General features: G+C 64.0%; 20 protein-coding genes. 6 read left to right on the top strand and 14 right to left on the bottom strand.

From position 1 onward, the window contains the following. The first annotated feature begins 9 nt into the window (after positions 1-9). Positions 10-324, top strand: a complete 315-nt coding sequence (locus A9513_RS12270; RefSeq protein ID WP_024766682.1) for a hypothetical protein — start codon at positions 10-12, stop codon at positions 322-324. Next, a complete protein-coding gene (locus A9513_RS12265; RefSeq protein ID WP_024766683.1) occupies positions 321-1,043 on the top strand; it encodes a glycerophosphodiester phosphodiesterase in 723 nt (240 codons plus the stop codon). Before A9513_RS12270 ends, A9513_RS12265 begins: the two co-directional genes overlap by 4 nt. Before the next feature lie 42 nt (positions 1,044-1,085). Here A9513_RS12265 and sthA read toward each other — a convergent pair whose 3' ends face one another. The 4 genes from sthA to A9513_RS12245 form a co-directional block, all read right to left on the bottom strand. Then, a complete protein-coding gene (sthA, locus tag A9513_RS12260) occupies positions 1,086-2,480 on the bottom strand; it encodes a Si-specific NAD(P)(+) transhydrogenase (RefSeq protein WP_024766684.1) in 1,395 nt (464 codons plus the stop codon). A gap of 211 nt (positions 2,481-2,691) precedes the next feature. Continuing rightward, positions 2,692-3,711 carry an FAD:protein FMN transferase gene (locus A9513_RS12255; protein WP_065084896.1) on the bottom strand — a complete coding sequence of 340 codons (1,020 nt, stop codon included), beginning with the start codon at positions 3,709-3,711 and terminating at the stop codon, positions 2,692-2,694. 121 nt (positions 3,712-3,832) lie between these two features. After that, positions 3,833-5,233: an amino acid permease gene (locus A9513_RS12250; protein WP_065084895.1), complete on the bottom strand. Its 1,401-nt coding sequence runs from the start codon at positions 5,231-5,233 to the stop codon at positions 3,833-3,835. A gap of 108 nt (positions 5,234-5,341) precedes the next feature. Then, a complete protein-coding gene (locus A9513_RS12245) occupies positions 5,342-6,808 on the bottom strand; it encodes a glyceraldehyde-3-phosphate dehydrogenase (RefSeq protein WP_037007634.1) in 1,467 nt (488 codons plus the stop codon). A gap of 140 nt (positions 6,809-6,948) precedes the next feature. Here A9513_RS12245 and mfd point away from each other — a divergent pair, with 140 nt between their 5' ends. Further along, positions 6,949-10,413 carry a transcription-repair coupling factor gene (mfd, locus tag A9513_RS12240; RefSeq protein ID WP_065084894.1) on the top strand — a complete coding sequence of 1,155 codons (3,465 nt, stop codon included), beginning with the start codon at positions 6,949-6,951 and terminating at the stop codon, positions 10,411-10,413. Between the two features lie 12 nt (positions 10,414-10,425). Further along, a complete protein-coding gene (locus A9513_RS12235) occupies positions 10,426-11,085 on the top strand; it encodes a CsiV family protein (protein WP_038803716.1) in 660 nt (219 codons plus the stop codon). 51 nt (positions 11,086-11,136) lie between these two features. On the opposite strand, the gene A9513_RS12230 is transcribed toward A9513_RS12235, so the two are convergent. From A9513_RS12230 to A9513_RS12215, 4 genes are read right to left on the bottom strand one after another with little or no spacing between them, the layout of a single operon-like run. Continuing rightward, on the bottom strand, positions 11,137-11,874 hold the full coding sequence (locus tag A9513_RS12230; protein WP_065084893.1) for an S-methyl-5'-thioinosine phosphorylase: 738 nt from the start codon (positions 11,872-11,874) through the stop codon (positions 11,137-11,139). Positions 11,875-11,883: 9 nt separating this feature from the next. Then, complete coding sequence (gene nagZ, locus A9513_RS12225) at positions 11,884-12,882, bottom strand: beta-N-acetylhexosaminidase (protein WP_065084892.1); 999 nt, start codon at positions 12,880-12,882, stop codon at positions 11,884-11,886. Positions 12,883-12,893: 11 nt separating this feature from the next. Then, complete coding sequence (locus tag A9513_RS12220) at positions 12,894-13,418, bottom strand: L,D-transpeptidase (RefSeq protein ID WP_065084891.1); 525 nt, start codon at positions 13,416-13,418, stop codon at positions 12,894-12,896. Between the two features lie 56 nt (positions 13,419-13,474). Beyond that, on the bottom strand, positions 13,475-14,191 hold the full coding sequence (locus tag A9513_RS12215) for a TetR/AcrR family transcriptional regulator (RefSeq protein WP_024766860.1): 717 nt from the start codon (positions 14,189-14,191) through the stop codon (positions 13,475-13,477). Between the two features lie 251 nt (positions 14,192-14,442). Here A9513_RS12215 and lexA point away from each other — a divergent pair, with 251 nt between their 5' ends. Next, on the top strand, positions 14,443-15,057 hold the full coding sequence (gene lexA / locus A9513_RS12210; protein ID WP_026079098.1) for a transcriptional repressor LexA: 615 nt from the start codon (positions 14,443-14,445) through the stop codon (positions 15,055-15,057). Positions 15,058-15,070: 13 nt separating this feature from the next. Beyond that, entirely contained in the window at positions 15,071-15,544 is a 474-nt protein-coding gene (gene sulA, locus A9513_RS12205) for an SOS-induced cell division inhibitor SulA (protein ID WP_065084890.1), read from the top strand. Between the two features lie 44 nt (positions 15,545-15,588). On the opposite strand, the gene A9513_RS12200 is transcribed toward sulA, so the two are convergent. From A9513_RS12200 to fadB, 6 genes are all read right to left on the bottom strand, one after another. Next, positions 15,589-15,828, bottom strand: a complete 240-nt coding sequence (locus A9513_RS12200) for a hypothetical protein (RefSeq protein WP_024766857.1) — start codon at positions 15,826-15,828, stop codon at positions 15,589-15,591. Between the two features lie 107 nt (positions 15,829-15,935). Further along, complete coding sequence (locus A9513_RS12195; RefSeq protein ID WP_065084889.1) at positions 15,936-16,457, bottom strand: DUF6586 family protein; 522 nt, start codon at positions 16,455-16,457, stop codon at positions 15,936-15,938. A gap of 67 nt (positions 16,458-16,524) precedes the next feature. Beyond that, positions 16,525-19,131, bottom strand: coding sequence for a type I DNA topoisomerase (gene topA / locus A9513_RS12190; protein WP_037012660.1), 2,607 nt, complete (start codon positions 19,129-19,131; stop codon positions 16,525-16,527). Positions 19,132-19,223: 92 nt separating this feature from the next. After that, positions 19,224-19,487 carry a DUF1653 domain-containing protein gene (locus A9513_RS12185; RefSeq protein WP_024766854.1) on the bottom strand — a complete coding sequence of 88 codons (264 nt, stop codon included), beginning with the start codon at positions 19,485-19,487 and terminating at the stop codon, positions 19,224-19,226. A 123-nt stretch (positions 19,488-19,610) separates the two neighbouring features. Next, entirely contained in the window at positions 19,611-20,786 is a 1,176-nt protein-coding gene (gene fadA / locus A9513_RS12180) for an acetyl-CoA C-acyltransferase FadA (protein ID WP_065084888.1), read from the bottom strand. Between the two features lie 30 nt (positions 20,787-20,816). Next, a complete protein-coding gene (fadB, locus tag A9513_RS12175; RefSeq protein WP_065084887.1) occupies positions 20,817-22,964 on the bottom strand; it encodes a fatty acid oxidation complex subunit alpha FadB in 2,148 nt (715 codons plus the stop codon). Positions 22,965-23,257: the final 293 nt, after the last annotated feature.

Genomic DNA, 23,257 nt, shown 5'->3' with positions numbered 1-23,257 from the left:
CGCATCTGCTTGCGCCACCTGCTGCTCCTGTTGAGCCTTGTCACCCCGCTGCCACTGCCGGCCGATATCCTCTCGATACCCGTGGGTGACCAGGGCGATCCGCATATCGTGCTGCCGAACCGCGGCGACAGCCAGAAGGCCGTGCTGGAACGCTTCGGCTTGCCGGACGAGGAACACCCGGCAGTGGGCAAGCCACCGATCACCCGCTGGGACTACCGCGAATTCAGCGTCTATTTCGAGAGCGGGGTGGTGGTCGATGCTGTCCGCCAGCACCGCTCGCAGTACCTCAAGGACCTTTCACCGACTCCCAAGGAGCCCCAGTGACTCTGATCTATGGCCATCGCGGCGCCAAAGGCGAAGCACCGGAAAACACCCTGAACAGCTTCCTGCACTGCCTGGAGCACGGCGTGAAGCGCTGTGAGCTGGACCTGCACCTGTCCCGCGACGGCGAGCTGATGGTCATCCACGACCCGACGCTCAAGCGCACTACCGGTCGCCGCGGCAAGGTGTCCGAGCAACTGGCGGATGACCTGGTGACCATGGACGCCCGCGAAGGCGGCCCCGGCTGGTTGCGCCCCTGCCCTATCCCGCGCCTGGCGGAGCTGTTCGAGCGTTGCGAGTTCGAACACTGGCAGCTGGAAGTGAAAAGCGCGTCGAAGGATCGTGCCAGCCGCACGGTACAGGCCATCCACCAGTTGGTGGGCCGTTTCGGTCTGCGCGACCGGATTACCGTGACATCGAGCTCGCGCACCGTGCTGCGCGCGCTGGAGGAACTGGCGCCGGACCTGTCACGCGGGCTGGTGGCCGAATACGCCTGGCTCGACCCATTGAAGGTCGCCGCGCACTACGGCTGCGATCTGCTGGCGCTGAACTGGATGCTGTGCACCCCGGAGCGCCTGCTGAAAGCGCAGAAGCAGGGGCTGCATGTGTCGGTCTGGACGGTCAACGAGCCGGCCCTGATGCGCCGGCTCGCCGATTTTGGCGTGGATAGCCTGATCACAGACTTTCCCGGTTTGGCCACTGCCACGATCGGGAATCGCTGAGCAGGTTCCCCCCGACCGGCTCAGGCCGCCGGTCGGGGTATTTCAAAAAATCCGGTTCAGGCCGTCGAACGCCGCTACGCGGTAGGCTTCGGCCATGGTCGGATAGTTGAAGGTGGTGTTGACGAAATACTTCAGGGTGTTCAGCTCACCCGGCTGGTTCATGATCGCCTGGCCGATGTGGACGATCTCCGAAGCCTGGTCGCCGAAGCAATGCACGCCGAGGATTTCCAGGGTCTCGCGGTGGAACAGAATCTTCAGCATGCCCACCGGCTCGTTGGATATCTGCGCGCGGGCCATGCCCTTGAAGAAGGCCTTGCCTACCTCGTAGGGAATCTTCGCGACCGTCAGTTCCTGCTCGTTCTTGCCGATGGAGCTGATCTCCGGAATGGTATAGATGCCGGTCGGCACGTCATTCACGAAGCGCCAGCCATCGTGCTCGACGATGTTGCCGGCGGCGGAACGGCCCTGGTCGTAAGCGGCGCTGGCCAGGCTCGGCCAGCCGATCACGTCGCCCGCGGCATAGATGTTCGAGACCGAAGTACGGTAGTTCTCGTCCGTCTCGATCTGGCCGCGGCTGTTGACCTTGATGCCGATATTCTCCAGGCCCAGGCGATCGGTGTTGCCGGTACGGCCGTTGCACCACAGCAGGGCATCCGCCTTGATCTTCTTGCCGGACTTCAGGTGCAGGATCACCCCGTTGTCCAGGCCTTCCACGCGCTCGTATTCCTCGTTGTGACGGATCAGCACGTTGTTGTTGCGCAGGTGATAGCTCAGCGCATCGGAGATCTCGTCGTCGAGGAAGCTCAGCAACTGGTCGCGGGTGTCGATCAGGTCAACCAGCACGCCCAGGCCACTGAAGATCGAGGCGTACTCGCAGCCGATCACGCCGGCTCCGTAGATGATCAGGCGGCGCGGGGTGTGGCTCAGCGAGAGGATGGTGTCGCTGTCGTAGACGCGCGGGTGATTGAAGTTGATGTCCGATGGGCGATACGGACGCGAACCGGTGGCGATGACGAACTGGTCGGCCACCAGGCGCTCCACGGCGCCGCTGGGGGTGACGACTTCGACGGTGCGCTCATCGACGAAGCTGGCGGTGCCGTTGAACATGTCGATGCGGTTGCGCGCGTAGTAGCCGGTGCGCGAGGAAACCTGCTTGGAGATCACCCGCTCGGCGCTTTTCAGTACGTCCGGGAAGGAGAACCAGCGCGGCTCGCCGATCTGGCGGAACATCGGGTTGGTGTTGAACTCGATGATCTGCTTCACCGAGTGACGCAGCGCCTTGGACGGTATGGTGCCCAGGTGCGTGCAGTTGCCGCCGACCACGCGACGGCTGTCCACCACCGCCAGCTTGCGCCCGTACTTGGAGGCGTTCATCGCCGCCCCCTCGCCTGCCGGGCCCGTGCCGAGAATCACCACGTCGTAGTTGTAGACAGCCATGCGTACTCCTTCAGAACAGGCCGGGGCGCCCGCTTGGCGCTCCCGGCGAAGCCCCGGCACCACATGCGCCGAGGCGGATCGAAATCATTGGCGCAGCTTAGCCCTGCGGCAAAAGGCTGCACATTAGCGGTTGGTCGGCAGGTAGGCGAATTTTGCCGCCACTACAAGCCGTGCCCCTCACTGCGGGCCGCCATCATGCCCGCCGAAGCTTTCATTCAGGCGACGGGAACAGCGCTTCGAAGCGCGGCGTCGCGCGGGTCACGAAACCTTCGCCCTGGCGCACGATGAAGAAAGCTGCCAGCCCGTTGCGCTCGGCAAAGGTATAGCCCTCCTCCGGCCCCAGCACCATCAGCAGGGTCGACAGGCCATCGGCACGCAAGGCCTGGGCTTCCGCCACGGTCACCGACGCCAGCGCATGCCGGACCGGCGCGCCAGTGCGCGGGTCGAAGGTGTGCGAATAGCGCTGCCCACCTTCCTCGAAATAGTTGCGGTAATCGCCGGAGGTGGAGAGCCCGATGCCATCCAGCGCCACCGAGCGCTCCACCTGCCGCTCGCGTTCGCCACTAGGGACTTCCAGGGCGATGCGCCAGGGCGAGCCATCGGGCTTGTGGCCCACGGCCTTGAGCTCGCCGGTGATTTCCACCAGGTAATCCGTCAGGCCCAACTCCATCAGCCGTGCACTGACCTGATCCACCGCGTAACCGGCGACGATGCTGTCGAAGTCCAGCTGCGCGTCGACGTCCTTGCACAGCTGCTCGCCTTGCAGGCGCAGGTGCTGATGGCCAACGCGGGTGCGTTCACGCTGCAGATCGGCCGGAGCCGGTACCTGCTCGCGACGCGACTGCGGGCCGAAGCCCCACAGGTTCATCAGCGGCTCGACGCTCAGGTCGAAGGCACCTCCGCTCTGCTGCGACAACTCCTCGCCATAGCGCCAGAGCTTGAGCATGTCCGCCGACAAAGCCATACAGGCGCCGGCCGGCAGGGCATTGAAGCGGGAGACCACGGAATTGTCGCGGTAGGTCGAGAACTGCTCGTCGAGGCTGGCCAGAATCGTATCGACCTCCGCCTTGAGCTTCGCAGCGTCCGGCGCCTTGCCGGTCGGCACGTATTGCACCGTGTAGCTGCTGCCCATGGTCGGGCCGCCGAAGCGTTCGATGGACTGCCCGCAGCCAGTCAAGGTCGCGACCAGTAGCACGATCAACAGGCTTGCACGGGACAAGGTCTTCTCCATCAGCCGGCAGGCGCGCGGCGCCGGGCATTCTACCGCAAGCACCCCGCTGCACTGTTTCCGCTGTGGCAAAGGTGCATTACCAAAAGAAAACGGGAGCCGAAGCTCCCGTTTCCCGACCGGCTCAGGCGTCAGCCTTGGCCGGGGACTTGCGCTTGAACAGGAAATAGCAGGCGCCCATCAGCACGATCCACACCGGGATCGCATACACCGACACGTCGATGCCAGGGATCTGCAGCATGATGCCCAGGATGAACACCACGAAGGCCAGGCACAGCCAGTTGCCGAAGGGGTACCACAGCGCGCGGAAGAACGGCTGCACGCCCTTGGCCGCCATGGCCTTGCGGAACTTGATGTGAGCCAGGCTGATCATCGCCCAGTTGATCACCAGCGCGGCGACCACCAGGGACATCAGCAGCTCCAGCGCCTGGTGCGGGATCACGTAGTTGACCACGACGCACGCCAGGGTGATGAAGGCCGACACGCCAATGGCCAGCAGCGGTACGCCACGGTCATCGACCTTGGCGAAGGCGCGCGGGGCGTCGCCCTGCTCGGCCAGGCCGTAAAGCATACGGCTATTGCAGTACACGCAGCTGTTATAGACCGACAGCGCGGCGGTGAGCACCACGAAGTTCAGGATGTTCGCCGCGTACTCACTGCCCAGCAGCGAGAAGACCTTCACGAACGGGCTGCCGCTGTAGGGGTCGCCAGCGCTGTTGATGCTCTGCAGCAGTGCATCCCACGGGTACAGCGAGAGCAGCACGGCCAGGGCGCCGATGTAGAAGATCAGGATCCGGTAGATGACCTGGTTGATCGCCTTGGGGATCACTTTCTTCGGCTCGGAGGCTTCGGCGGCGGTGATACCGACCAGCTCCAGGCCACCGAAGGAGAACATGATGATCGCCAGGACCATGATCAGCCCCTTCCAGCCATTGGGGAAGAAGCCGCCATGGGCCCACAGGTTGCTCACCGAGGCCTGCGGGCCGCCCGCGCCGCTGACCAGCAGCCAGACGCCGAGCAGGATCATGCCGATGATGGCGACGACCTTGATGATCGCGAACCAGAACTCGGTTTCGCCGAAAGCCTTCACGTTGAACAGGTTGATGGCGTTGATCAGCACGAAGAAAGCCGCCGCCGTCGCCCAGGTCGGGAAGTCCGGCCACCAGAACTGGATGTACTTGCCGACCGCGGTCAGCTCCGACATGCCCACCAGGATGTACAGCACCCAATAGTTCCAGCCCGACATGAAGCCGGCGAAACCACCCCAGTACTTGTGCGCGAAGTGGCTGAAGGAACCGGCGACAGGCTCCTCGACGATCATCTCGCCCAGCTGACGCATGATCAGGAACGCAATGAAGCCGCCGATGGCGTAGCCGAGGATCATCGACGGGCCGGCGGATTGCAGGACGCCGGCCGAGCCCAGGAACAGGCCGGTACCGATGGCGCCGCCGAGGGCGATCAGCTGGATGTGGCGGTTCTTCAGACCGCGCTTCAGCTCGCCTTCATGCAGATGTTGTCCATCCATTTGAAGTCTTTCCAGGTTCAGGAATTGGCAGATTTTATTGATGATTATGGTGGAGCCAGTAACGAAAAACGGGAGCCCGAGAGCTCCCGTTTATCTAGACCGCCTGGATCAGCGCGGGAAAGCCGGCGGGTTCACGCCAGCCATGTCTTCCATCACGCGGACGACCTGGCAGCTGTAGCCGAACTCGTTGTCGTACCACACGTACAGAACGACGCGGTTGTCGTTGGCGATGGTCGCTTCGGCATCGACGACGCCCGCATGGCGGGAGCCGACGAAGTCGGTGGAGACCACTTCCTGGGAAGCAACGAAGTCGATCTGCTTCTGCAGGTCCGAGTGCATGGCCATCTGGCGCAGGTACTCGTTGATCTCTTCGCGGGTAGTGGCTTTTTCCAGGTTCAGGTTCAGGATCGCCATGGAGACGTTCGGCGTCGGAACGCGGATGGCGTTGCCGGTCAGCTTGCCCTTCAGAACCGGCAGAGCCTTGGCGGCAGCGGTCGCGGCGCCAGTCTCGGTGATCACCATGTTCAGCGGCGCAGCGCGGCCACGGCGGCTGCCCTTGTGGAAGTTGTCGATCAGGTTCTGGTCGTTGGTGAACGAGTGAACGGTTTCGACGTGACCGTTGACGATGCCGTACTGGTCGTTGACGGCTTTCAGCACCGGCACGATGGCGTTGGTGGTGCAGGAAGCGGCGGAAACGATCTTGTCGTCAGCGGTGATATCGCCATGGTTGATGCCATGCACGACGTTCTTCAGCGCGCCCTTGCCCGGAGCGGTGAGGATCACGCGGTCGATACCCGGGCACTTCAGGTGCTGGCCCAGGCCTTCGGCGTCACGCCATTTGCCGGTGTTGTCGACCAGCAGGGCTTTCTTGATGCCGTACTGGGTGTAGTCGATCGACGCCGGGTCGTTGGAGTAGATCACCTGGATCAGGTTGCCGTTGGCAGTGATGGTGTTGTGTTCTTCGTCGATGGTGATGGTGCCATCGAACGGACCATGCACGGAGTCGCGACGCAGCAGGCTGGCGCGCTTGACCAGATCGTTCTCGGCGCCCTTGCGGACGACGATGGCGCGCAGGCGCAGGCCGTCGCCACCACCGGTCTTCTCGATGAGGATGCGCGCCAGCAGGCGGCCGATACGACCGAAGCCGTACAGGACGACATCGGTGCCTTCGCGAGCGCCGCCGTTCTGCTTGCCGACCACGTCGGCCAGCTCGTCCTTGGTGAACTGCTCGATGCTGCGACCGTTACCTTCGGCCTTGAACTTGGCAACCATCTTGCCCAGGTCGACGGAAGCGGCGCCCAGCTTGAGCTCGCTCATCGCCTTGAGGATCGGGAAAGTGTCGTGAACCGACAGCCCGCCTTCTTCGGCCAGGCGGTGACGGGCGAAACGGTGCGCTTTGAGGATCGCGATCACCGAACGGTTGATCAGGCCACGGCCGTAGATCGAGGTCACCACGTTGTTGTTACGGTAGAGTTGGCCGATCAGCGGAATCATGGCTTCCGCGAGGGCTTCACGATCGATCCACTCACCGAGACACTGGTCGGGCTTCTGGGTCACGGGCAATACCTTCCACATGTAGGAGAAGAAAAAAGGGGCTACATTATGACGGCGTGAACAATCGCCGGCAATCCGCAGCGGTCGTATGACTGACATCCGTCAATCGGGATAGTTACAATCCGACCGGTCAAATTCCTCGACCGGAGCCACGAACGCCCGTGTCCGTATTGCGTATCCCTACATTGCCGACAGCTGCCGGCAAGCAATCCTGGGGCAACCTCCCCGGGGCCGCCCTGAGCCTGGCCATCGCTGAAGCGGCCGGCCCAGCCAAACGTTTCACCCTGTTGCTGACCGCCGACAGCCAGAGCGCCGAGCGCCTGGAGCAGGAGCTGCGCTTCTTTGCGCCAGACCTGCCGGTACTGCAGCTGCCGGACTGGGAAACCCTGCCCTACGACGTTTTCTCGCCGCACCAGGACATCATCTCCCAGCGCGTCGCCGCCCTTTATCAACTGCCCGAACTGCGCCGCGGCGTGCTGGTGGTGCCCATCACCACCGCCTTGCACCGTCTGGCGCCGGCCAAGTTCCTGCTTGGCAGCAGCCTGGTGCTGGACGTCGGCCAGAAGCTCGACGTCGAGCAGATGCGCAGCCGCTTCGAGGCCGCCGGCTATCGCTGTGTGGACACCGTCTACGAACACGGCGAGTTCGCCGTGCGCGGCGCATTGATCGACCTGTTCCCGATGGGCAGCGAACTGCCCTACCGCATCGACCTGTTCGACGACGAAATCGAGACGCTTCGTACCTTCGATCCGGAAACCCAGCGCTCCATCGATAAGGTGGAGAGCATCCGCCTGCTGCCGGCCCGCGAGTTCCCGCTGCGCAAGGAAGCAGTGACCGGCTTCCGCGGCCGCTTCCGCGAGCGTTTCGACGTCGACTACCGCCGTTGCCCGATCTACCAGGACCTGGCCAGCGGCCTGACACCTGCCGGCATCGAGTACTACATCCCGCTGTTCTTCGAAGATGGCGAGACATCGACGCTGTTCGATTACCTGCCCCAGGACACCCAGGTGTTCTCCCTGCCGGGCATCGAAACCGCCGCCGAGCAGTTCTGGACCGACGTACGCAACCGCTACGAAGACCGCCGCTACGACCCGGAGCGCCCGCTGCTGCCGCCCGCTGAAGTCTTCCTGCCGGTAGAGGACTGCTTCGCCCGCCTGAAGAACTGGCCGCGCGTGGTGGTCAGCCCCGAGCCCATCGAGACCGGCGCCGGACGCGAGCGTTTCCCTGCCGAGCCGCTGCCGGAGCTGGCCATCGAGGCCAAGGCCACCGAGCCGCTGGCACGCCTGCGCCAGTTCATCGAGCAGTTCGACGGACGCATCCTCTTCACCGCCGAGTCCGCCGGCCGCCGCGAGGTGCTGCTGGAACTGCTGGCGCGACTGAAGCTGCGCCCGGTCGAGGTCGAAGGCTGGCCGGGCTTCCTGGCGCACAAGGACCGCCTGGCGATCACCATCGCACCGATGGACGAAGGCCTGCTGCTGGACGCAGGCATTGGCCAACCGGGCATCGCCCTGGTGGCCGAGAGCCCGCTGTTCGGCCAGCGCGTCATGCAGCGTCGGCGCCGCGAGAAGACCCGCGACGGTGGCGAGAACGTCATCAAGAACCTCACCGAGCTGCGTGAAGGCGCGCCGGTGGTGCACATCGACCACGGCGTCGGCCGCTACATGGGCCTGATCACCCTGGAGATCGACGGTCAGAACGCCGAATTCCTCGCCCTGCAATACGCCGACGAAGCCAAGCTTTACGTGCCGGTGGCCAACCTGCACCTGATCGCCCGCTACACCGGCAGCGACGATGCCCTGGCGCCGTTGCACAAGCTGGGTTCGGAAACCTGGCAGAAGGCCAAGCGCAAGGCTGCCGAACAGGTCCGCGACGTCGCCGCCGAACTGCTCGACATCTATGCCCGCCGCGCCGCGCGCAAGGGCTATGCCTTCAAGGACCCGCAGGTCGACTACGCCACCTTCTCCGCCGGCTTCCCCTTCGAGGAAACCCCGGACCAGCAGACCGCCATCGAAGCCGTGGTCGCCGACATGCTCTCGGAAAAGCCGATGGACCGCCTGGTCTGCGGCGACGTGGGCTTCGGCAAGACCGAAGTGGCCATGCGCGCGGCCTTCGTCGCGGTGCACAGCGGCAAGCAGGTCGCCGTGCTGGTGCCCACCACCCTCCTCGCCCAACAGCACTACAACAGCTTCCGCGACCGTTTCGCCGACTGGCCGGTAACGGTCGAGATGATGAGCCGCTTCAAGTCCGCCAAGGAAGTCGAAGGCGCCGTAGGCCAGCTCGCCGAGGGCAAGGTCGACATCGTCATCGGCACCCACAAACTGTTGCAGGACGATGTGAAGTTCAAGAACCTCGGCCTGGTCATCATCGACGAAGAGCACCGCTTCGGCGTGCGCCAGAAGGAGCAGCTCAAAGCGCTGCGCAGCGAGGTGGATATCCTCACCCTCACCGCCACGCCGATCCCGCGCACCCTGAACATGGCGGTCGCCGGCATGCGTGACCTGTCGATCATCGCCACGCCGCCGGCGCGCCGGTTGTCCGTGCGCACCTTCGTCATGGAAGAGCAGAAGTCGGTGATCAAGGAAGCCCTGCTGCGCGAACTGCTGCGCGGCGGCCAGGTGTACTTCCTGCACAACGAAGTGAAGACCATCGAGAAGTGCGCCCGCGACCTGGCGGAGCTGGTTCCCGAAGCGCGCATCGGCATCGGCCACGGGCAGATGAACGAGCGCGACCTGGAACGGGTGATGAGCGACTTCTACCACAAGCGCTTCAACGTGCTGGTGGCCTCGACCATCATCGAGACCGGCATCGACGTGCCCAGCGCCAACACCATCCTCATCGAGCGCGCCGACAAATTCGGCCTGGCCCAGTTGCACCAACTGCGCGGCCGGGTCGGCCGCAGCCACCACCAGGCCTACGCCTACCTGCTCACCCCGCCACGCAAGCAGATGACCCCGGACGCCGAGAAGCGCCTGGAAGCCATCGCCAACGCCCAGGACCTCGGCGCCGGCTTCGTGCTGGCCACCCATGACCTGGAGATCCGCGGCGCCGGCGAACTGCTCGGCGATGGCCAGAGCGGGCAGATCCAGGCGGTGGGCTTCACCCTCTATATGGAAATGCTCGAACGCGCGGTGAAGGCAATCCGCAAGGGCGAGCAGCCGAACCTGGAACAGCCGCTGGGCGGCGGCCCGGACATCAACCTGCGCGTACCGGCGCTGATCCCGGAAGACTACCTGCCGGACGTCCACGCCCGCCTGATCCTCTACAAGCGCATCGCCAACGCCGCCGACGAAGACGGCCTGCGCGAACTGCAGGTGGAAATGATCGACCGATTCGGCCTGCTGCCAGAGCCGGCGAAGAACCTGATCCGTCTGACTTTGCTGAAACTGCAGGCGGAAAAGCTCGGGATAGTGAAGGTAGATGCCGGGCCCCAGGGAGGCCGGGTAGAATTCGCCGCCGATACCTGCGTCGACCCGCTGGTGCTGATCAAGATGATCCAGAGCCAGCCCAATCGGTACAAATTCGAAGGGGCCACCCTCTTCAAGTTCCAGGTGCCCATGGAGCGCCCGGAAGAACGGTTCAACACGCTGGAAGCGCTGCTCGAGCGCCTCACGCCACAGACTCACTAAGGATTCCGTGCAATGCGCCTGTTCCAACCCCTGCTGCTGTCGCTGGCACTGCTGTCGCCGGCGGCCTTTGCCGAGCCTTACCAGGTAGAGCTGATCCTCTTCCAGCAGTCCGGCGACGTCGTGCTCGCCAGTCGCCCCGCCCCGGATGACTGGGCCAAGGGTGCGCAACCGCCCGGCCCGGACAGCTCGCGCCCTACTGCCATGGACGCCCAGGTCGCCAAGCTCAAGCAGAACGAAGGCTTCCAGGTGCTGATGCACAAGGCCTGGCGCCAGGAGATCGATGCCAACCCGGTGAAGGTTTCCCTGACCGAGGGCGCCCAGCGTGACAGCCACTTCCCGGTGGAAGGTACCGTCACTCTCAGCCAGCAACGCTTCGTGAACACCCAGACCGACTTCTGGATCAACCAGTTCGGCCAGGACGGCCTGCTCGCCGCCAGCCAGCACATGGTCCAGGAAGCCAGCCTGAAGAACAGCGTGCTGACCTACCTCGACCACCCGAGCCTGGGCATGTTGATTAAAGTGACCCCGCTCAACGCCAAGCCGGCCGCCGCCCCGCCGCCGGGCATGGAAGACGAGGCTCCGACCGGCCCGGATGCGCCGCAGCAGCCTGCGCCGGCCGCTCCGGCAGACGGTGGCTTCGACGCCCCGCCGCCGGCCCAGCCCGCGCAATAAAGAAAAAGCCCGGCAATCGCCGGGCTTTTTTTCACCTGCAGGAGCGAAGCGTCAACTCACCAGCACGCGCCCCAGCACCTCGCGCACCTTGCCGATGCCGTCGTGCAGCGCCTGCTCGATCTCGGCCATGGTGATGATGCCGCTGGACTTGCCCGCCGCCGGATTCACCACCAGCGACAGGCAGGCATACGGCAAATCCAGCTCACGTGCCAGCGCGGCTTCGGGCATACCGGTCATGCCGACGATGTCGCAGCCGTCGCGCTCCAGCTTGGCGATCTCCGCCACGGTTTCCAGGCGCGGCCCCTGGGTAGCCGCGTAGACACCATGACTGCTGTACGCATATCCCAACGCCTGCAGTGCGGCGATCAGCTTCTGCCGCAGCGGCTCATCGTAGGGGTGGCTGAAGTCGATATGGGTGACATGGTCAATGTCACCGGCGAAATACGTGTGCTCACGGCCCCAGGTGTAATCGACGATCTGGTGCGGCACACACAGGTGACCACTCCCCATCGCAGCATGGATGCCGCCCACGGCGTTCACCGCGAGCACGGCCTGGGCGCCAGCCTGCTGCAGCGCCCAGAGGTTGGCGCGGTAGTTCACCTGATGCGGGGGGAAACGGTGCGGATGGCCGTGGCGAGCGAGGAACAGCACCTCGCGGCCGGCGAACTCGCCACGCTGAACGGCCGCCGAGGGGGCACCGTAGGGCGTCTCCAGCTCGATGGCATCCTTCAGGGTCAACCCTTCCAACTGGGTCAGGCCGGTACCGCCGATGATGGCGTAGACAGTCATGGCAAATCCTTAGTCGATCAGTTGTGCGGCACGCAATTCGCCGACGGCTTGTTGCCAACGCGGCAGTTGCTTGTATTCGGTGCCCGGCCAGGCTCTGGCACGCATGCTTTCAAGGCGCTGCGGCGCGCGGACCTTCAGGCGCTGCAGGGCACTCAGGGCCAGCTCGGCGGAGGCGCGGTCATTGCACACCAGCCCCATGTCGCAGCCGGCACTCAGAGCGGCCTCGATGCGGTTGGCGGCATCGCCGACCACATGGGCGCCGGCCATGGACAGGTCATCGCTGAAGATCACACCGTCGAAGCCCAGTTCGCCGCGCAGGATGTCCTGCAGCCAGCGACGGGAGAAGCCGGCTGGATTCGGGTCGACCTGCGGGTAGATCACGTGGGCCGGCATCAGCGCATCCAGCTCGCCGGAAAGACGCTGGAACGGCACCAGGTCCACGGCGCGGATCTGCTGCAGCGTGCGCTCGTCCTCGGGAATCCCCACATGGGAATCGACTTCCGCCCAACCGTGGCCGGGGAAGTGCTTGCCGGTAGAGGCCATGCCGGCGGCGCGCATACCACGGATGAACGCACCAGCCAGCGCAACGGCACGCTCCGGATTGCCTTCGAAGGCGCGGCTGCCGACAACGGCGTTGCGCTGGTGGTCCAGATCCAGCACCGGAGCGAAGCTCAGGTCGAGCCCTACCGCCAGCACCTCGGTCGCCATCAGCCAGCCGCACTGCTCGGCCAGGCGCTCAGCGTTGGCGTTATCGGCGATGGCACGCATTGCCGGCAGACGCAGGAAGCCCTGGCGCAGGCGCTGCACGCGGCCACCTTCCTGGTCCACCGCGAGCAGCAAATCGGGGCGCACCGCGCGGATGGCGGCCATCAGCTCGCGCACCTGGCGCGGCGACTCGATGTTGCGGGCGAAGATGATCAGGCCACCCACTTCCGGGTGGCGCAGAATCTGGCGGTCCTCGGCGGTGAGCCAGGTGCCGCCGATGTCGAGCATCAGGGAGCCTTGCATATGCATTCCTTTCAATTCAATTGCGCTGCGTGCCACTCGGGGCATGCAGCCTCTTCGATTCGGACCCGGCAATGGAGGGGGACCTGCGGAAAGAGTTCCAGCAGGTCGTCATTGCGTAGGCGGATACAGCCGTGCGACAGCGGGACGGCCATGGGCTCGCAGTCGGGAGTGCCGTGCAAATAGATGTAGCGGCGAAAGGTGTCGACCTCGCCCATCCGGTTGCGGCCCTGTTCGCAGCCGCTGAGCCAGAGAATGCGCGAGAGGATCCAGTCGCGGCCGGGAAACTCTTCGTGCAGCGCAGGCGTCCAGGTTTCCCCGGTCCAGCGCCGCCCCTTCAGCACCGCTCCTTTGGGGAGCCCATCACCGATGCGTGCGCGTATCTGGTGCAGGCCACGGGGCGTGCAGCCGGACCCGTTGCGCTCCCCCGCGCCGTTGACAGCAGTGGATACCTGAACACGGACGACGAGACACCCCGCGGCAAAGCCGTAGAGCATCTGGTCAGCAAGGGAGATATGGAGAAGATCAAGATCGGCCATGGCCGGCTACTGTAGCCGATCGGACCGGCGCAGCCCAGCGCGAAGCCGGGCGCAAATCAGACTTTGGCGGGAGCCTGTGCGGCGCTCGACTTGGTGCGCGGCTTGAGCTGGGCGCCGGCCAGCGACGGATCGCTTACACCGCTATCGGCTCGCATGCCGGCAGCCAGGAACGGCACCATCAGGCGCATCACCTGCTCGATGGAGGTGTTCACGCCGAAATCGTTCTCGGCCATGGCGCGCAACGCCTTGATGCCGGACATGCTGAATACCGCGGTACCCAGCATGAAGTGCACACGCCAGAAGAGCTCCAGCGGCGGCAGACGCGGTGCGGACTCGTTCACCAGCAGCATGTAGCGGCGGAACACCTTGCCATAGACCTCTTCGAGGTACTTGCGCAGGTGCCCCTGGCTCTGGCTGAACGCCAGGCCCAGCAGGCGCATGAAGATGGACAGGTCATTGCCGCTGCGCGGCTTGACGGCCATGGCCTGGACCACGAGCAGTTCGAGCAGCTCTTCCAGCGTGGCACGCGGCGCATCGGGCTTGGCCTGGCGGCGATCCAGTTCCTTCTCGAGACTGGCGCAGAACGGACCGAGGAAGCGCGAGAAGACCGCCTGGATCAGCGCCTTCTTCGAGCCGAAGTGGTAGTTCACCGCCGCGAGGTTCACCCCCGCCTTGCTGGTGATCAGACGCAAGGAGGTTTCAGCGAAGCCTTTCTCCGCGAACAGCTGTTCCGCAGCATCCAGGATGCGTTCGACGGTTTCCGACTGGGCCATGGCTACTCCGCCTGACAAACACTTGTTTGAAACATACGTTTCAGCGTCTTCTATTGTCAAGCAAAGTGCGATGGATTGTTACCAATATCATGGCAATGCGACGAGAGACTGTATCTACAGCAAGACGCCTGCCAGCGTCCAAAGGTTACATGCACGAACGTTCCACCAACAGCCTCGCCCAATAAAAGCATTGCCAGCCCGCTATCACTGTATATAATTCCAGGCACTGTATAAAAAGCCAGAGTATGGACATGCTGAAGCTCACGCCGCGCCAAGCCGAGATCCTCGCCTTCATCAAACGCTGCCTGGAAGCCAACGGCTATCCGCCCACCCGCGCGGAGATCGCCCAGGAACTCGGCTTCAAGTCGCCCAACGCCGCGGAGGAGCACCTGAAAGCCCTCGCCCGCAAAGGCGCCATCGAGATGACCCCGGGCGCCTCCCGCGGCATCCGCATCCCCGGCTTCGAGCCCAAGGCCGCCGCCAATGACGACGAACTGCCGATCATCGGCCGCGTCGCTGCCGGCGCGCCGATCCTCGCCGAGCAGAACGTCGACGACACCTGCCGAATCAACCCCACCTTCTTCAACCCGCCGGCGGACTACCTGCTGCGCGTTCGCGGCCAGAGCATGAAGGATGTCGGCATCATGGACGGCGACCTGCTCGCCGTGCATGTCACCCGCGAGGCGCGCAACGGCCAGATCGTGGTCGCCCGCCTGGGTGAAGAGGTGACGGTCAAGCGCTTCAAGCGCGAAGGCAGCAAGGTCTGGCTGCTGGCCGAGAACCCGGAGTTCGCCCCCATCGAGGTCGATCTCAAGGAACAGGAACTGGTCATCGAAGGCTTGAGCGTCGGCGTTATCCGTCGCTGAACAGGAGACAACCATGCAGTACCCGCAGCCACAGAACCTGCCGCAACTCCCGCTGTTCCAGGAAGCACTCTGGGCGAGCGGTACTGCCCCCCTGCTCCCTGAACTGCTGGAAGACGAGCCGGTTGCCGACGAGAGTGCCTTCAGCGAGATTGCCCTGCGCGGGCTACCCGGCCAGTGCCTGACGCTGCTGGCGCCAATGCTCCGTGGGCTCAGCGAGGAAAGCGACTCCCGCTGGCTGACACTGATCGCCCCGCCCCCCAGCCTGACGCCGGACTGGTTGCGCAAGGCCGGCCTGAATCGCGAACGTATCCTCCTGCTGCCTGCCCGCGATCACGCCGCAGCACAGGCCCTGGCCTGCGAAGCATTGCGCCTGGGCAACAGCCATACGGTGGTGAGCTGGCTGAATCTCAGCGAAAGCGCGCGCAGGCAGCTTTCCCGCGCTGCCGTTGCCGGCCAGGCGCAGAGCCTGAATATTCGTCTGGGATGAACTGAACAAGAAGCCTCACCGCGAGCGCAGTGAGGCGGCAGAACTCAGTGCAGGACGCGCGGACCTTCGTCGTCCATGCCCATGTCGCCACCTTCGGCGAGACGGCCGGCCATCTGCACACCGACATTGAACATCGCCTTGGCGATCTCGATGTGCTGGCCCTGCAGGAAGCCCTTGGCATCGGCGGAGAACTCCAGGGTCACCAGCGCCTCCTCCTCGTCCGCGCGACGCAGCACAATGCGCCCGTCAGGCAGCTCGACAATTTCCAGAAATGAGGTTGGCATAGCGAAGTTCTCCACAACAGAACGCGTAGTGTAACAGCCACACCCACTACGCCCTAGCCAAAGCGCGCATCGGCCGACCAGAAGGCCGGCACAGTGTGAAGCGGGAATTAGAGCTCGGTGAGCGCAGCGCGGAAACGCAGCACCAGGTCTTTCAGGGCTTTGCGCCAGGCCTCCAGCTCTTCATTGCCCAGTTCGTCCGGCACCTCGTCGTCGACATTCACCGCCTGGATCAGCGGCTGGGTCGGATCGACCTTGGCTTTCTTCGGCTCGCTCGGGGGCTGGAACAGCGCGGCATAGGCGGCCAGCAGGCGACCCAGCCAGGCTTCGGGCGATTGCGCCAGCTCGACCATTTCGGCCAGCTCCGGGCTTGGAGCGGCGGCCAGCACCTCGGCATTCAGCAGCATATCGACGCGCGGCGCACCAGCCTGGGGCAGGCGGTAGTAACCGGCGATCTCATGGGCCACACCCAGCACGGCACCATAGAGATGGAACAACGCCGCTTCGCGCTCGGCCTGGATGCGCGCCTGGGCATTCATCGCACGCGCCGTTTCGGCGCTGCGCCAGGCTTCCAGAGCAAGGCCGGCGAAGAACAGCTTCTGGTTGGTGCGGGTATAGAGTTCGTTCGCCATGACCGGGCCCTCTGCAGTCGACTTCGGCAGTATAAGCACGCCCCACCTCAGCGGGGCGCGCCTTCCATCAGCGCTTGTCTTCGACCTTCCACTTGCCGCCGTCGAAGAAGGCACGCCAGCCGGTGGGCTTGCCGTCGACTTCGGACTGCACGTACTGCTCCTTGGTCTTGCGGCTGAAGCGGATCACCGCCGGGCGGCCATCCGGATCTTTTGCCGGCGCGGCGAGCAGGAAGTGGTACTTCGGATCCAGCTCTTCCTTGTGCGGAATCAGCTCGGCCACCAGCGGAGCACGGGTCTCGCGATTCTTCGGGAACTGGCTGGCGGCCAGGAACAGGCCGGAAGCGCCGTCACGCAGTACGTAGATGTCGTCCACCTTCTCGCACTTGAGTTCCGGCATGCGGATGGCATCCATCTTCGGCGGTGCAGGCTCGCCATTCTTCAGCAGCTTGCGGGTGTTCTTACAAGTCGGGTTGGTGCAGCCGAAGAACTTGCCGAAGCGGCCGGTCTTGAGCTGCATCTCGCTGCCGCACTTGTCGCATTCCAGGCTCGGGCCTTCGTAACCCTTGATGCGGTACTGCCCCTCTTCGATCTCGTAGCCGGCGCAATCCGGGTTGTTACCACAGATGTGCAGCTTGCGCTTCTCGTCGACCAGATAGGCATCCATCGCGGTGCTGCAGATCGGGCAGCGATGCTTGCCACGCAGCACGCGGGACTCGGACTCGCCCTCGTCATCCGCGGCAATCTCGTCGCCTGGGATCAGGTTCACGGTCGCCTTGCAGCGCTCCTTGGGTGGCAGGCTGTAGCCGGAGCAGCCGAGGAACACACCGGTGGAGGCGGTACGGATCATCATCGGTCGGCCGCACTCGCGGCAGGGGATGTCGGTCAGGGTCGGCTGATTGGCGCGCATGCCGTCGTTGGCGGCCTCGGCCAGGTCGAGCTTCTTGCGGAAGTCGCCGTAGAACTCGTCCAGCACATTCTTCCAGTCGCGCTCGCCCTGGGCCACGTCATCGAGGTTCTCTTCCATGCCGGCGGTGAAGCCGTAGTCCATCAGATTGGAGAAGCTCTCGTTGAGGCGGTCGGTGACGATGTCGCCCATCTTTTCCGCGTAGAAGCGGCGGTTATGGGTGGTGACGTAGCCGCGCTCCTGGATGGTGGAGATGATCGCCGCGTAGGTGGACGGGCGACCGATGCCGCGCTTTTCCAGTTCCTTGACCAGGCTGGCTTCGGAGAAGCGCGCCGGCGGCTTGGTGAAGTGCTGGCTCGGGTCGAGCTTGAGCAGCTTCATCGCATCGCCCTGGTTCATGACCGGCAGGACGTCGTCCTCGCCCGGCTTGCTCTGCTGCGGCAGCACCTTGGTGTAGCCATCGAACTTGAGGATGCGGCCCTTGGCACGCAGCTCGAAGTCACCGGCAGCGGCGCTGACGGTGGTGGACAGGTACTCGGCCGGCGGCATCTGGCAGGCCACGAACTGGCGCCAGATCAGGTCGTACAGGCGCTCGGCGTCGCGCTCCATGCCCGACAGCTGGGTCGGACGCAGGTTGACGTCGGAAGGACGAATCGCTTCGTGCGCTTCCTGGGCGCCTTCCTTGCTGGAGTAGAAGTTCGGCTTGGCCGGCAGGTACTTCTTGCCGAACTCGCTGTCGATGAAGCCGCGCACCATGTCGATGGCGTCGGCCGACAGGTTGGTCGAGTCGGTACGCATATAGGTGATGTAGCCGGCTTCGTAGAGACGCTGGGCCATCATCATGGTCTTCTTCACACCGAAGCCCAGGCGATTGCTCGCAGCCTGCTGCAGAGTGGAAGTGATGAACGGAGCCGAGGGCTTGCTGGAGGTCGGCTTGTCCTCGCGCTTGGCGATGCTGTAGCTGGAAGCCTTGAGCTTCTCCAGGGCGGCCATGGCCTGCGCTTCATTGAGCGGTTTGAAGGCTTCGCCCTTCTCGCGCACCACCTCGAAGCGGACCTTGTCGTTCTTCGGCGTGCCGAGGTCGGCATGCACTTCCCAGTACTCTTCCGGGACAAAGGCGCGGATCTCGCGCTCGCGCTCCACCACCAGCTTCACCGCCACCGACTGCACACGGCCGGCGGACAGGCCGCGGGCGATCTTCGCCCACAGCAGCGGAGAGACCATGTAGCCCACCACGCGGTCGAGGAAGCGGCGCGCCTGCTGGGCATTCACGCGGTTGATATCCAGCTCGCCGGGCTGGGAGAAGGCCTCCTGGATGGCCTTCTTGGTGATTTCGTTGAAGACCACGCGCTTGTAGCGCGAGTCGTCGCCACCGATAGCCTCGCGCAGGTGCCAGGCAATGGCCTCCCCTTCGCGGTCCAAGTCGGTTGCGAGATAGATGGTGTCGGCGTCCTTGGCCAGGCGGCGCAGCTCCTCGATCACCTTTTCCTTGCCGGGCAGGATCTCGTACTTGGCCTTCCAGCCGTGCTCCGGGTCGACGCCCATGCGGGTGACGAGCTGGCGCTTGGCCTTCTCCTTCGGCGACAGGGCCGGCGCTTCGGCAGCCGTCTTGCGCGCTTTCGCCGCAGGCTCCTTCGACGCGGACGAGCCGCTGGTGGGCAGGTCGCGGATGTGGCCGATGCTCGACTTCACCACGTACTGGTTGCCCAGGTACTTGTTGATGGTCTTGGCCTTGGCCGGTGATTCCACGATGACCAGCGATTTACCCATGGATCGGAAGATTCCTGCGTCGAAAAGATGAATTTACAAGGAGGGAGGCGCTTGGAGCGGCACCGCTATATATAGTGGCGGTCGCGCCAAGGTCAAGCTTGGGTTTCGCCGGACGGGCCGGTCTGGAGACCCAACGGATCATCTTCGGCGCTGATCAGAGCGAATCGAGGAACCTTCTCGCCATCCACTTCCACCGCCTCGGTGAACATGCTCAGCGGGCGTACCCAGAGGCCGAATTCGCCGTACAGCGCCTGGTAGATCACCAGGTCTTCCTCGGTCTCCGAATGCCGGGCGACGCCGAGCACGCGGTACTGCTGTCCCTTGTAGTGTCGATACAATCCGGGCTGCAAGTGCATGTCGGTTCTCCCTCCGCCGGCCAAAAGGCGGCGATTGTGCTGATTGCGCGGCCGCCGGGCAATCCCCACCCGACAAAAACGAAAGCCGGGGCACAAGGCCCCGGCTCTCCCATCCACGAAAGCTTAGACGCGTTCGAAGACGGTGGTGATGCCCTGACCGAGGCCCACGCACATGGTGGACACGCCCAGGGTGCCACTGTTCTGCTTCATCACGTTCAGCAGGGTGCCGGAGATACGCGCACCGGAGCAGCCGAACGGGTGACCCAGGGCGATGGCGCCGCCGTGCAGGTTGACCTTCTCTTCCATCTTGTCGAGGATCTTGAGGTCCTTCAGCACCGGCAGGGCCTGTGCGGCGAAGGCTTCGTTGAGCTCGAAGAAGTCGATGTCGTTGATGGTCAGGCCGGCGCGCTTGAGCGCCTTGTTGGTCGACGGAACCGGGCCGTAGCCCATGATCGCCGGATCAACGCCCGCCACGGCCATGGCGCGAACCACGGCCATCGGCTGCACACCCAGGTCCTGGGCGCGCTGGGCGCTCATGACGATCATGCAGGAAGCGCCGTCGGTGATCTGCGAGGAAGTACCCGCGGTCACGGTGCCGCCCTTGGGGTTGAACGCCGGTTTCAGGGCGGCCAGGCTTTCCAGGGTGGTTTCCGGACGGATGGTTTCGTCGAAGTCGAAGATCTTCAGGAAGCCGTTCTCGTCGTAGCCTTCCATCGGAATGATTTCGTCTTTGAACTTGCCTTCCTGGGTCGCTTTCCAGGCCAGCTGGTGCGAACGCACGCCGAACTTGTCCTGCGCCTCGCGGGTGATGCCGTGCATCTTGCCCAGCATCTCGGCGGTCAGGCCCATCATGCCCGACGCCTTGGCGGCGTACAGGGACATGTGCGGGTTCGGATCGACGCCGTGCATCATGCCGACGTGGCCCATGTGCTCCACGCCGCCGATGACGAAGACGTCACCGTTGCCGGTCTGGATCGCCTGCACGGCGGTGTGCAGGGCGCTCATGGACGAACCGCACAGGCGGCTGACGGTCTGGCCGGCGCTGGTGTGCGGGATCTGGGTCATCAGCGACGCCATGCGCGCGATGTTCCAGCCCTGCTCCAGGGTCTGGTTCACGCAGCCCCAGATCACGTCCTCGACTTCCGCCGGGTCGATCTTCGGGTTGCGCGCAAGCACGCTGCTGATCAGGTGCGCGGACATGTTCTCCGCACGGGTGTTGCGGTGCATGCCACCCTTCGAACGGCCCATCGGGGTGCGGCCGAAGTCGACAATGACGGCGTCTCTCGGATTCAGGCTCATAAATTCACTCTCGCTCTATTCGTTGCGCACTCAACCGAAGAACTTCTGGCCGTTCTTGGCCATTTCACGCAGCTTCGCGGTCGGGTGGTACAGCGCACCCAGGTCGGCGTACTTGTCGGCCAGTGCGACGAATTCGGCCACGCCTATGGAGTCGATGTAACGCAGGGCACCGCCACGGAAGGGAGGGAAGCCGATGCCGTAGATCAGGCCCATGTCGGCCTCGGCAGCGGTCTCGACGATGCCGTCTTCCAGGCAGCGCACGGTTTCCAGGCACAGCGGGATCATCATGTAGTTGATGATGTCCTCGTCGCTCAGCTCGCGCTGTTCGGTGACGATGGACTTCAGCAGCTCATAAGCCTGCGGGTCGGTGACTTTCTTCGGCTTGCCGCGCTTGTCGGTCTCGTAGGCGTAGAAGCCCTTGCCGTTCTTCTGGCCCAGACGGTTGGCGTCGTACATCACGTCGACGGCGGTCTTGCCTTCCACGGCCATGCGGTCCGGGAAGCCTTCAGCCATCACGTCACGGCCATGGTGGCCGGTGTCGATGCCGACCACGTCGGACAGATAGGCCGGGCCCATGGGCCAGCCGAACTTCTCCATGATCTTGTCGATGCGCACGAAGTCCACACCGAAGCCCAGCAGCTTGGAGAAGCCGCCGAAGTACGGGAACAGCACGCGGTTGACCAGGAAGCCGGGGCAGTCATTCACCACGATGGGGTTCTTGCCCATCTTCTTGGCGTAGGCCACGGTGGTGGCGACGGCGACGTCGCTGGACTTCTCGCCACGGATGACTTCTACCAGCGGCATCATGTGCACCGGGTTGAAGAAGTGCATGCCGACGAAGTTTTCCGGACGCTTGAGCGCCTTGGCCAGCAGGTTGATGGAGATGGTGGAGGTGTTCGACGCGAGGATCGCGTCTTCCTTCACTACGCCTTCAACTTCAGCCAGAACGATCTGCTTGACCTTCGGATTCTCGACCACGGCTTCGACGACGATGTCGACGTTGCCGAAGTCGCCGTAGGACATGGTCGGGCGAATGGCGTTCAGTGCCTCGGCCATTTTCGCCGGGGTCATGCGGCCTTTCTCGACGCGCTTGCCCAGCAGCTTCGAGGCCTCGTTCAGCCCCATCTGGATACCCTCTTCGCGGATATCCTTCATCAGGATCGGAGTGCCCTTGGAAGCAGACTGGTAGGCGATGCCGCCGCCCATGATGCCGGCGCCCAGTACGGCGGCCAGTTTCACGTCCTTGGCGATCTCGTCGTACTGCTTGGCCTTCTTCTTCAGATCCTGGTCGTTCAGGAACAGGCCGATCAGGCTCTGCGCAACCGAAGTCTTGGCCAGCTTCACGAAGCCCTGGGCTTCGATTTCGAGCGCCTTGTCACGACCGAAGTTGGCGGCTTTCTGGATCGACTTGATCGCTTCGACCGGAGCCGGGTAGTTCGGGCCGGCCTGGCCAGCAACGAAGCCCTTGGAGGTCTCGAAGGCCATCATCTGCTCGATGGCGTTCAGCTTGAGCTTTTCCAGCTTCGGCTGACGGCGGGCCTTGTGGTCCAGCTCGCCGGCGATGGCGCGCTTGACCAGGTCCAGAGCGGCGGCTTGCAGCTGCTCGGGAGCCACGACGGCATCGACGGCGCCGACTTTCAGCGCGTCTTCAGCCTTGTTTTCCTTGCCCGAGGCAATCCACTCGACCGCGTTGTCGCAGCCGATGATGCGCGGCAGGCGAACGGTGCCGCCGAAGCCCGGGTAGATACCCAGTTTCACTTCCGGCAGGCCGACCTTGGCGGTGGCGCTCATGACACGGAAGTCGGCCGCCAGGCACATTTCCAGACCGCCGCCCAGGGCGATGCCGTTGATCGCGGCTACGGTCGGAACGTTGAGGTCTTCGAAGTCGCTGAAGATCTTGTTGGCTTCGAGGTTGCCGGCCAGCAGCTCTTCGTCAGGCAGCTTGAAGTTGTCGACGAACTCGGTGATGTCGGCGCCGACGATGAACACGCCTTTGCCGCTGGTCACGATCACGCCCTTGACGGACGCATCGGCCTTGATGGTATCGACTGCTTGGCGCAGTTCATTCAGGGTGAGTCGGTTGAACTTGTTGACGGACTCGCCCTTGAGGTCGAAATTCAGTTCGACGATGCCGCTCTCAAGAGCCTTAACCGTGATGGCTTTACCTTGGTAAATCATCAACTGATCTCCACGCTAGGGAAGCTTGAAATCACACGTCGGACACCGTGTATCGGGACGGCCCGGCAGTCGCCGAGGATAGTCCCAAAGCTTGCGGCACACCCGCCGACGCGATAGCCGGGGCGTTCTGATCGAGTCACTGCGCAGGGCAAACGCTCGATTCATACGCCCGTTTGATTTGGGTGCGCCCACCTTCTAGCAAAAGCCAATGCTTGTCAATCGGCGAGACGTAACAGTCGCAAAGCGGCCGGGGCGTCTGGGCCGGAGCATTCAGCGCAGTCCTGATACCCCAT

The organism is Pseudomonas sp. AU12215 (assembly GCF_001675465.2).
Lineage (GTDB): Bacteria > Pseudomonadota > Gammaproteobacteria > Pseudomonadales > Pseudomonadaceae > Pseudomonas > Pseudomonas nitroreducens.
Note: the sequence above shows the minus strand (reverse complement) of the source record. Positions and strands in the feature narration are given on the sequence as shown.

Excerpts from the sequence above, each read along its gene's own strand:
- topA (WP_037012660.1), bottom strand. The coding sequence starts at position 19,131 with ATGGGTAAATCGCTGGTCATCGTGGAATCACCGGCCAAGGCCAAGACC.
- A9513_RS12255 (WP_065084896.1), bottom strand. The coding sequence starts at position 3,711 with ATGGAGAAGACCTTGTCCCGTGCAAGCCTGTTGATCGTGCTACTGGTC.
- nagZ (WP_065084892.1), bottom strand. The coding sequence starts at position 12,882 with ATGCAAGGCTCCCTGATGCTCGACATCGGCGGCACCTGGCTCACCGCC.
- A9513_RS12215 (WP_024766860.1), bottom strand. The coding sequence starts at position 14,191 with ATGGCCCAGTCGGAAACCGTCGAACGCATCCTGGATGCTGCGGAACAG.
- A9513_RS12230 (WP_065084893.1), bottom strand. The coding sequence starts at position 11,874 with ATGACTGTCTACGCCATCATCGGCGGTACCGGCCTGACCCAGTTGGAA.
- A9513_RS12195 (WP_065084889.1), bottom strand. The coding sequence starts at position 16,457 with ATGGCGAACGAACTCTATACCCGCACCAACCAGAAGCTGTTCTTCGCC.
- A9513_RS12200 (WP_024766857.1), bottom strand. The coding sequence starts at position 15,828 with ATGCCAACCTCATTTCTGGAAATTGTCGAGCTGCCTGACGGGCGCATT.
- A9513_RS12235 (WP_038803716.1), top strand. The coding sequence starts at position 10,426 with ATGCGCCTGTTCCAACCCCTGCTGCTGTCGCTGGCACTGCTGTCGCCG.
- fadB (WP_065084887.1), bottom strand. The coding sequence starts at position 22,964 with ATGATTTACCAAGGTAAAGCCATCACGGTTAAGGCTCTTGAGAGCGGC.
- A9513_RS12245 (WP_037007634.1), bottom strand. The coding sequence starts at position 6,808 with ATGTGGAAGGTATTGCCCGTGACCCAGAAGCCCGACCAGTGTCTCGGT.
- sthA (WP_024766684.1), bottom strand. The coding sequence starts at position 2,480 with ATGGCTGTCTACAACTACGACGTGGTGATTCTCGGCACGGGCCCGGCA.
- fadA (WP_065084888.1), bottom strand. The coding sequence starts at position 20,786 with ATGAGCCTGAATCCGAGAGACGCCGTCATTGTCGACTTCGGCCGCACC.
- sulA (WP_065084890.1), top strand. The coding sequence starts at position 15,071 with ATGCAGTACCCGCAGCCACAGAACCTGCCGCAACTCCCGCTGTTCCAG.
- lexA (WP_026079098.1), top strand. The coding sequence starts at position 14,443 with ATGCTGAAGCTCACGCCGCGCCAAGCCGAGATCCTCGCCTTCATCAAA.
- A9513_RS12220 (WP_065084891.1), bottom strand. The coding sequence starts at position 13,418 with ATGGCCGATCTTGATCTTCTCCATATCTCCCTTGCTGACCAGATGCTC.
- A9513_RS12250 (WP_065084895.1), bottom strand. The coding sequence starts at position 5,233 with ATGGATGGACAACATCTGCATGAAGGCGAGCTGAAGCGCGGTCTGAAG.
- A9513_RS12185 (WP_024766854.1), bottom strand. The coding sequence starts at position 19,487 with ATGCACTTGCAGCCCGGATTGTATCGACACTACAAGGGACAGCAGTAC.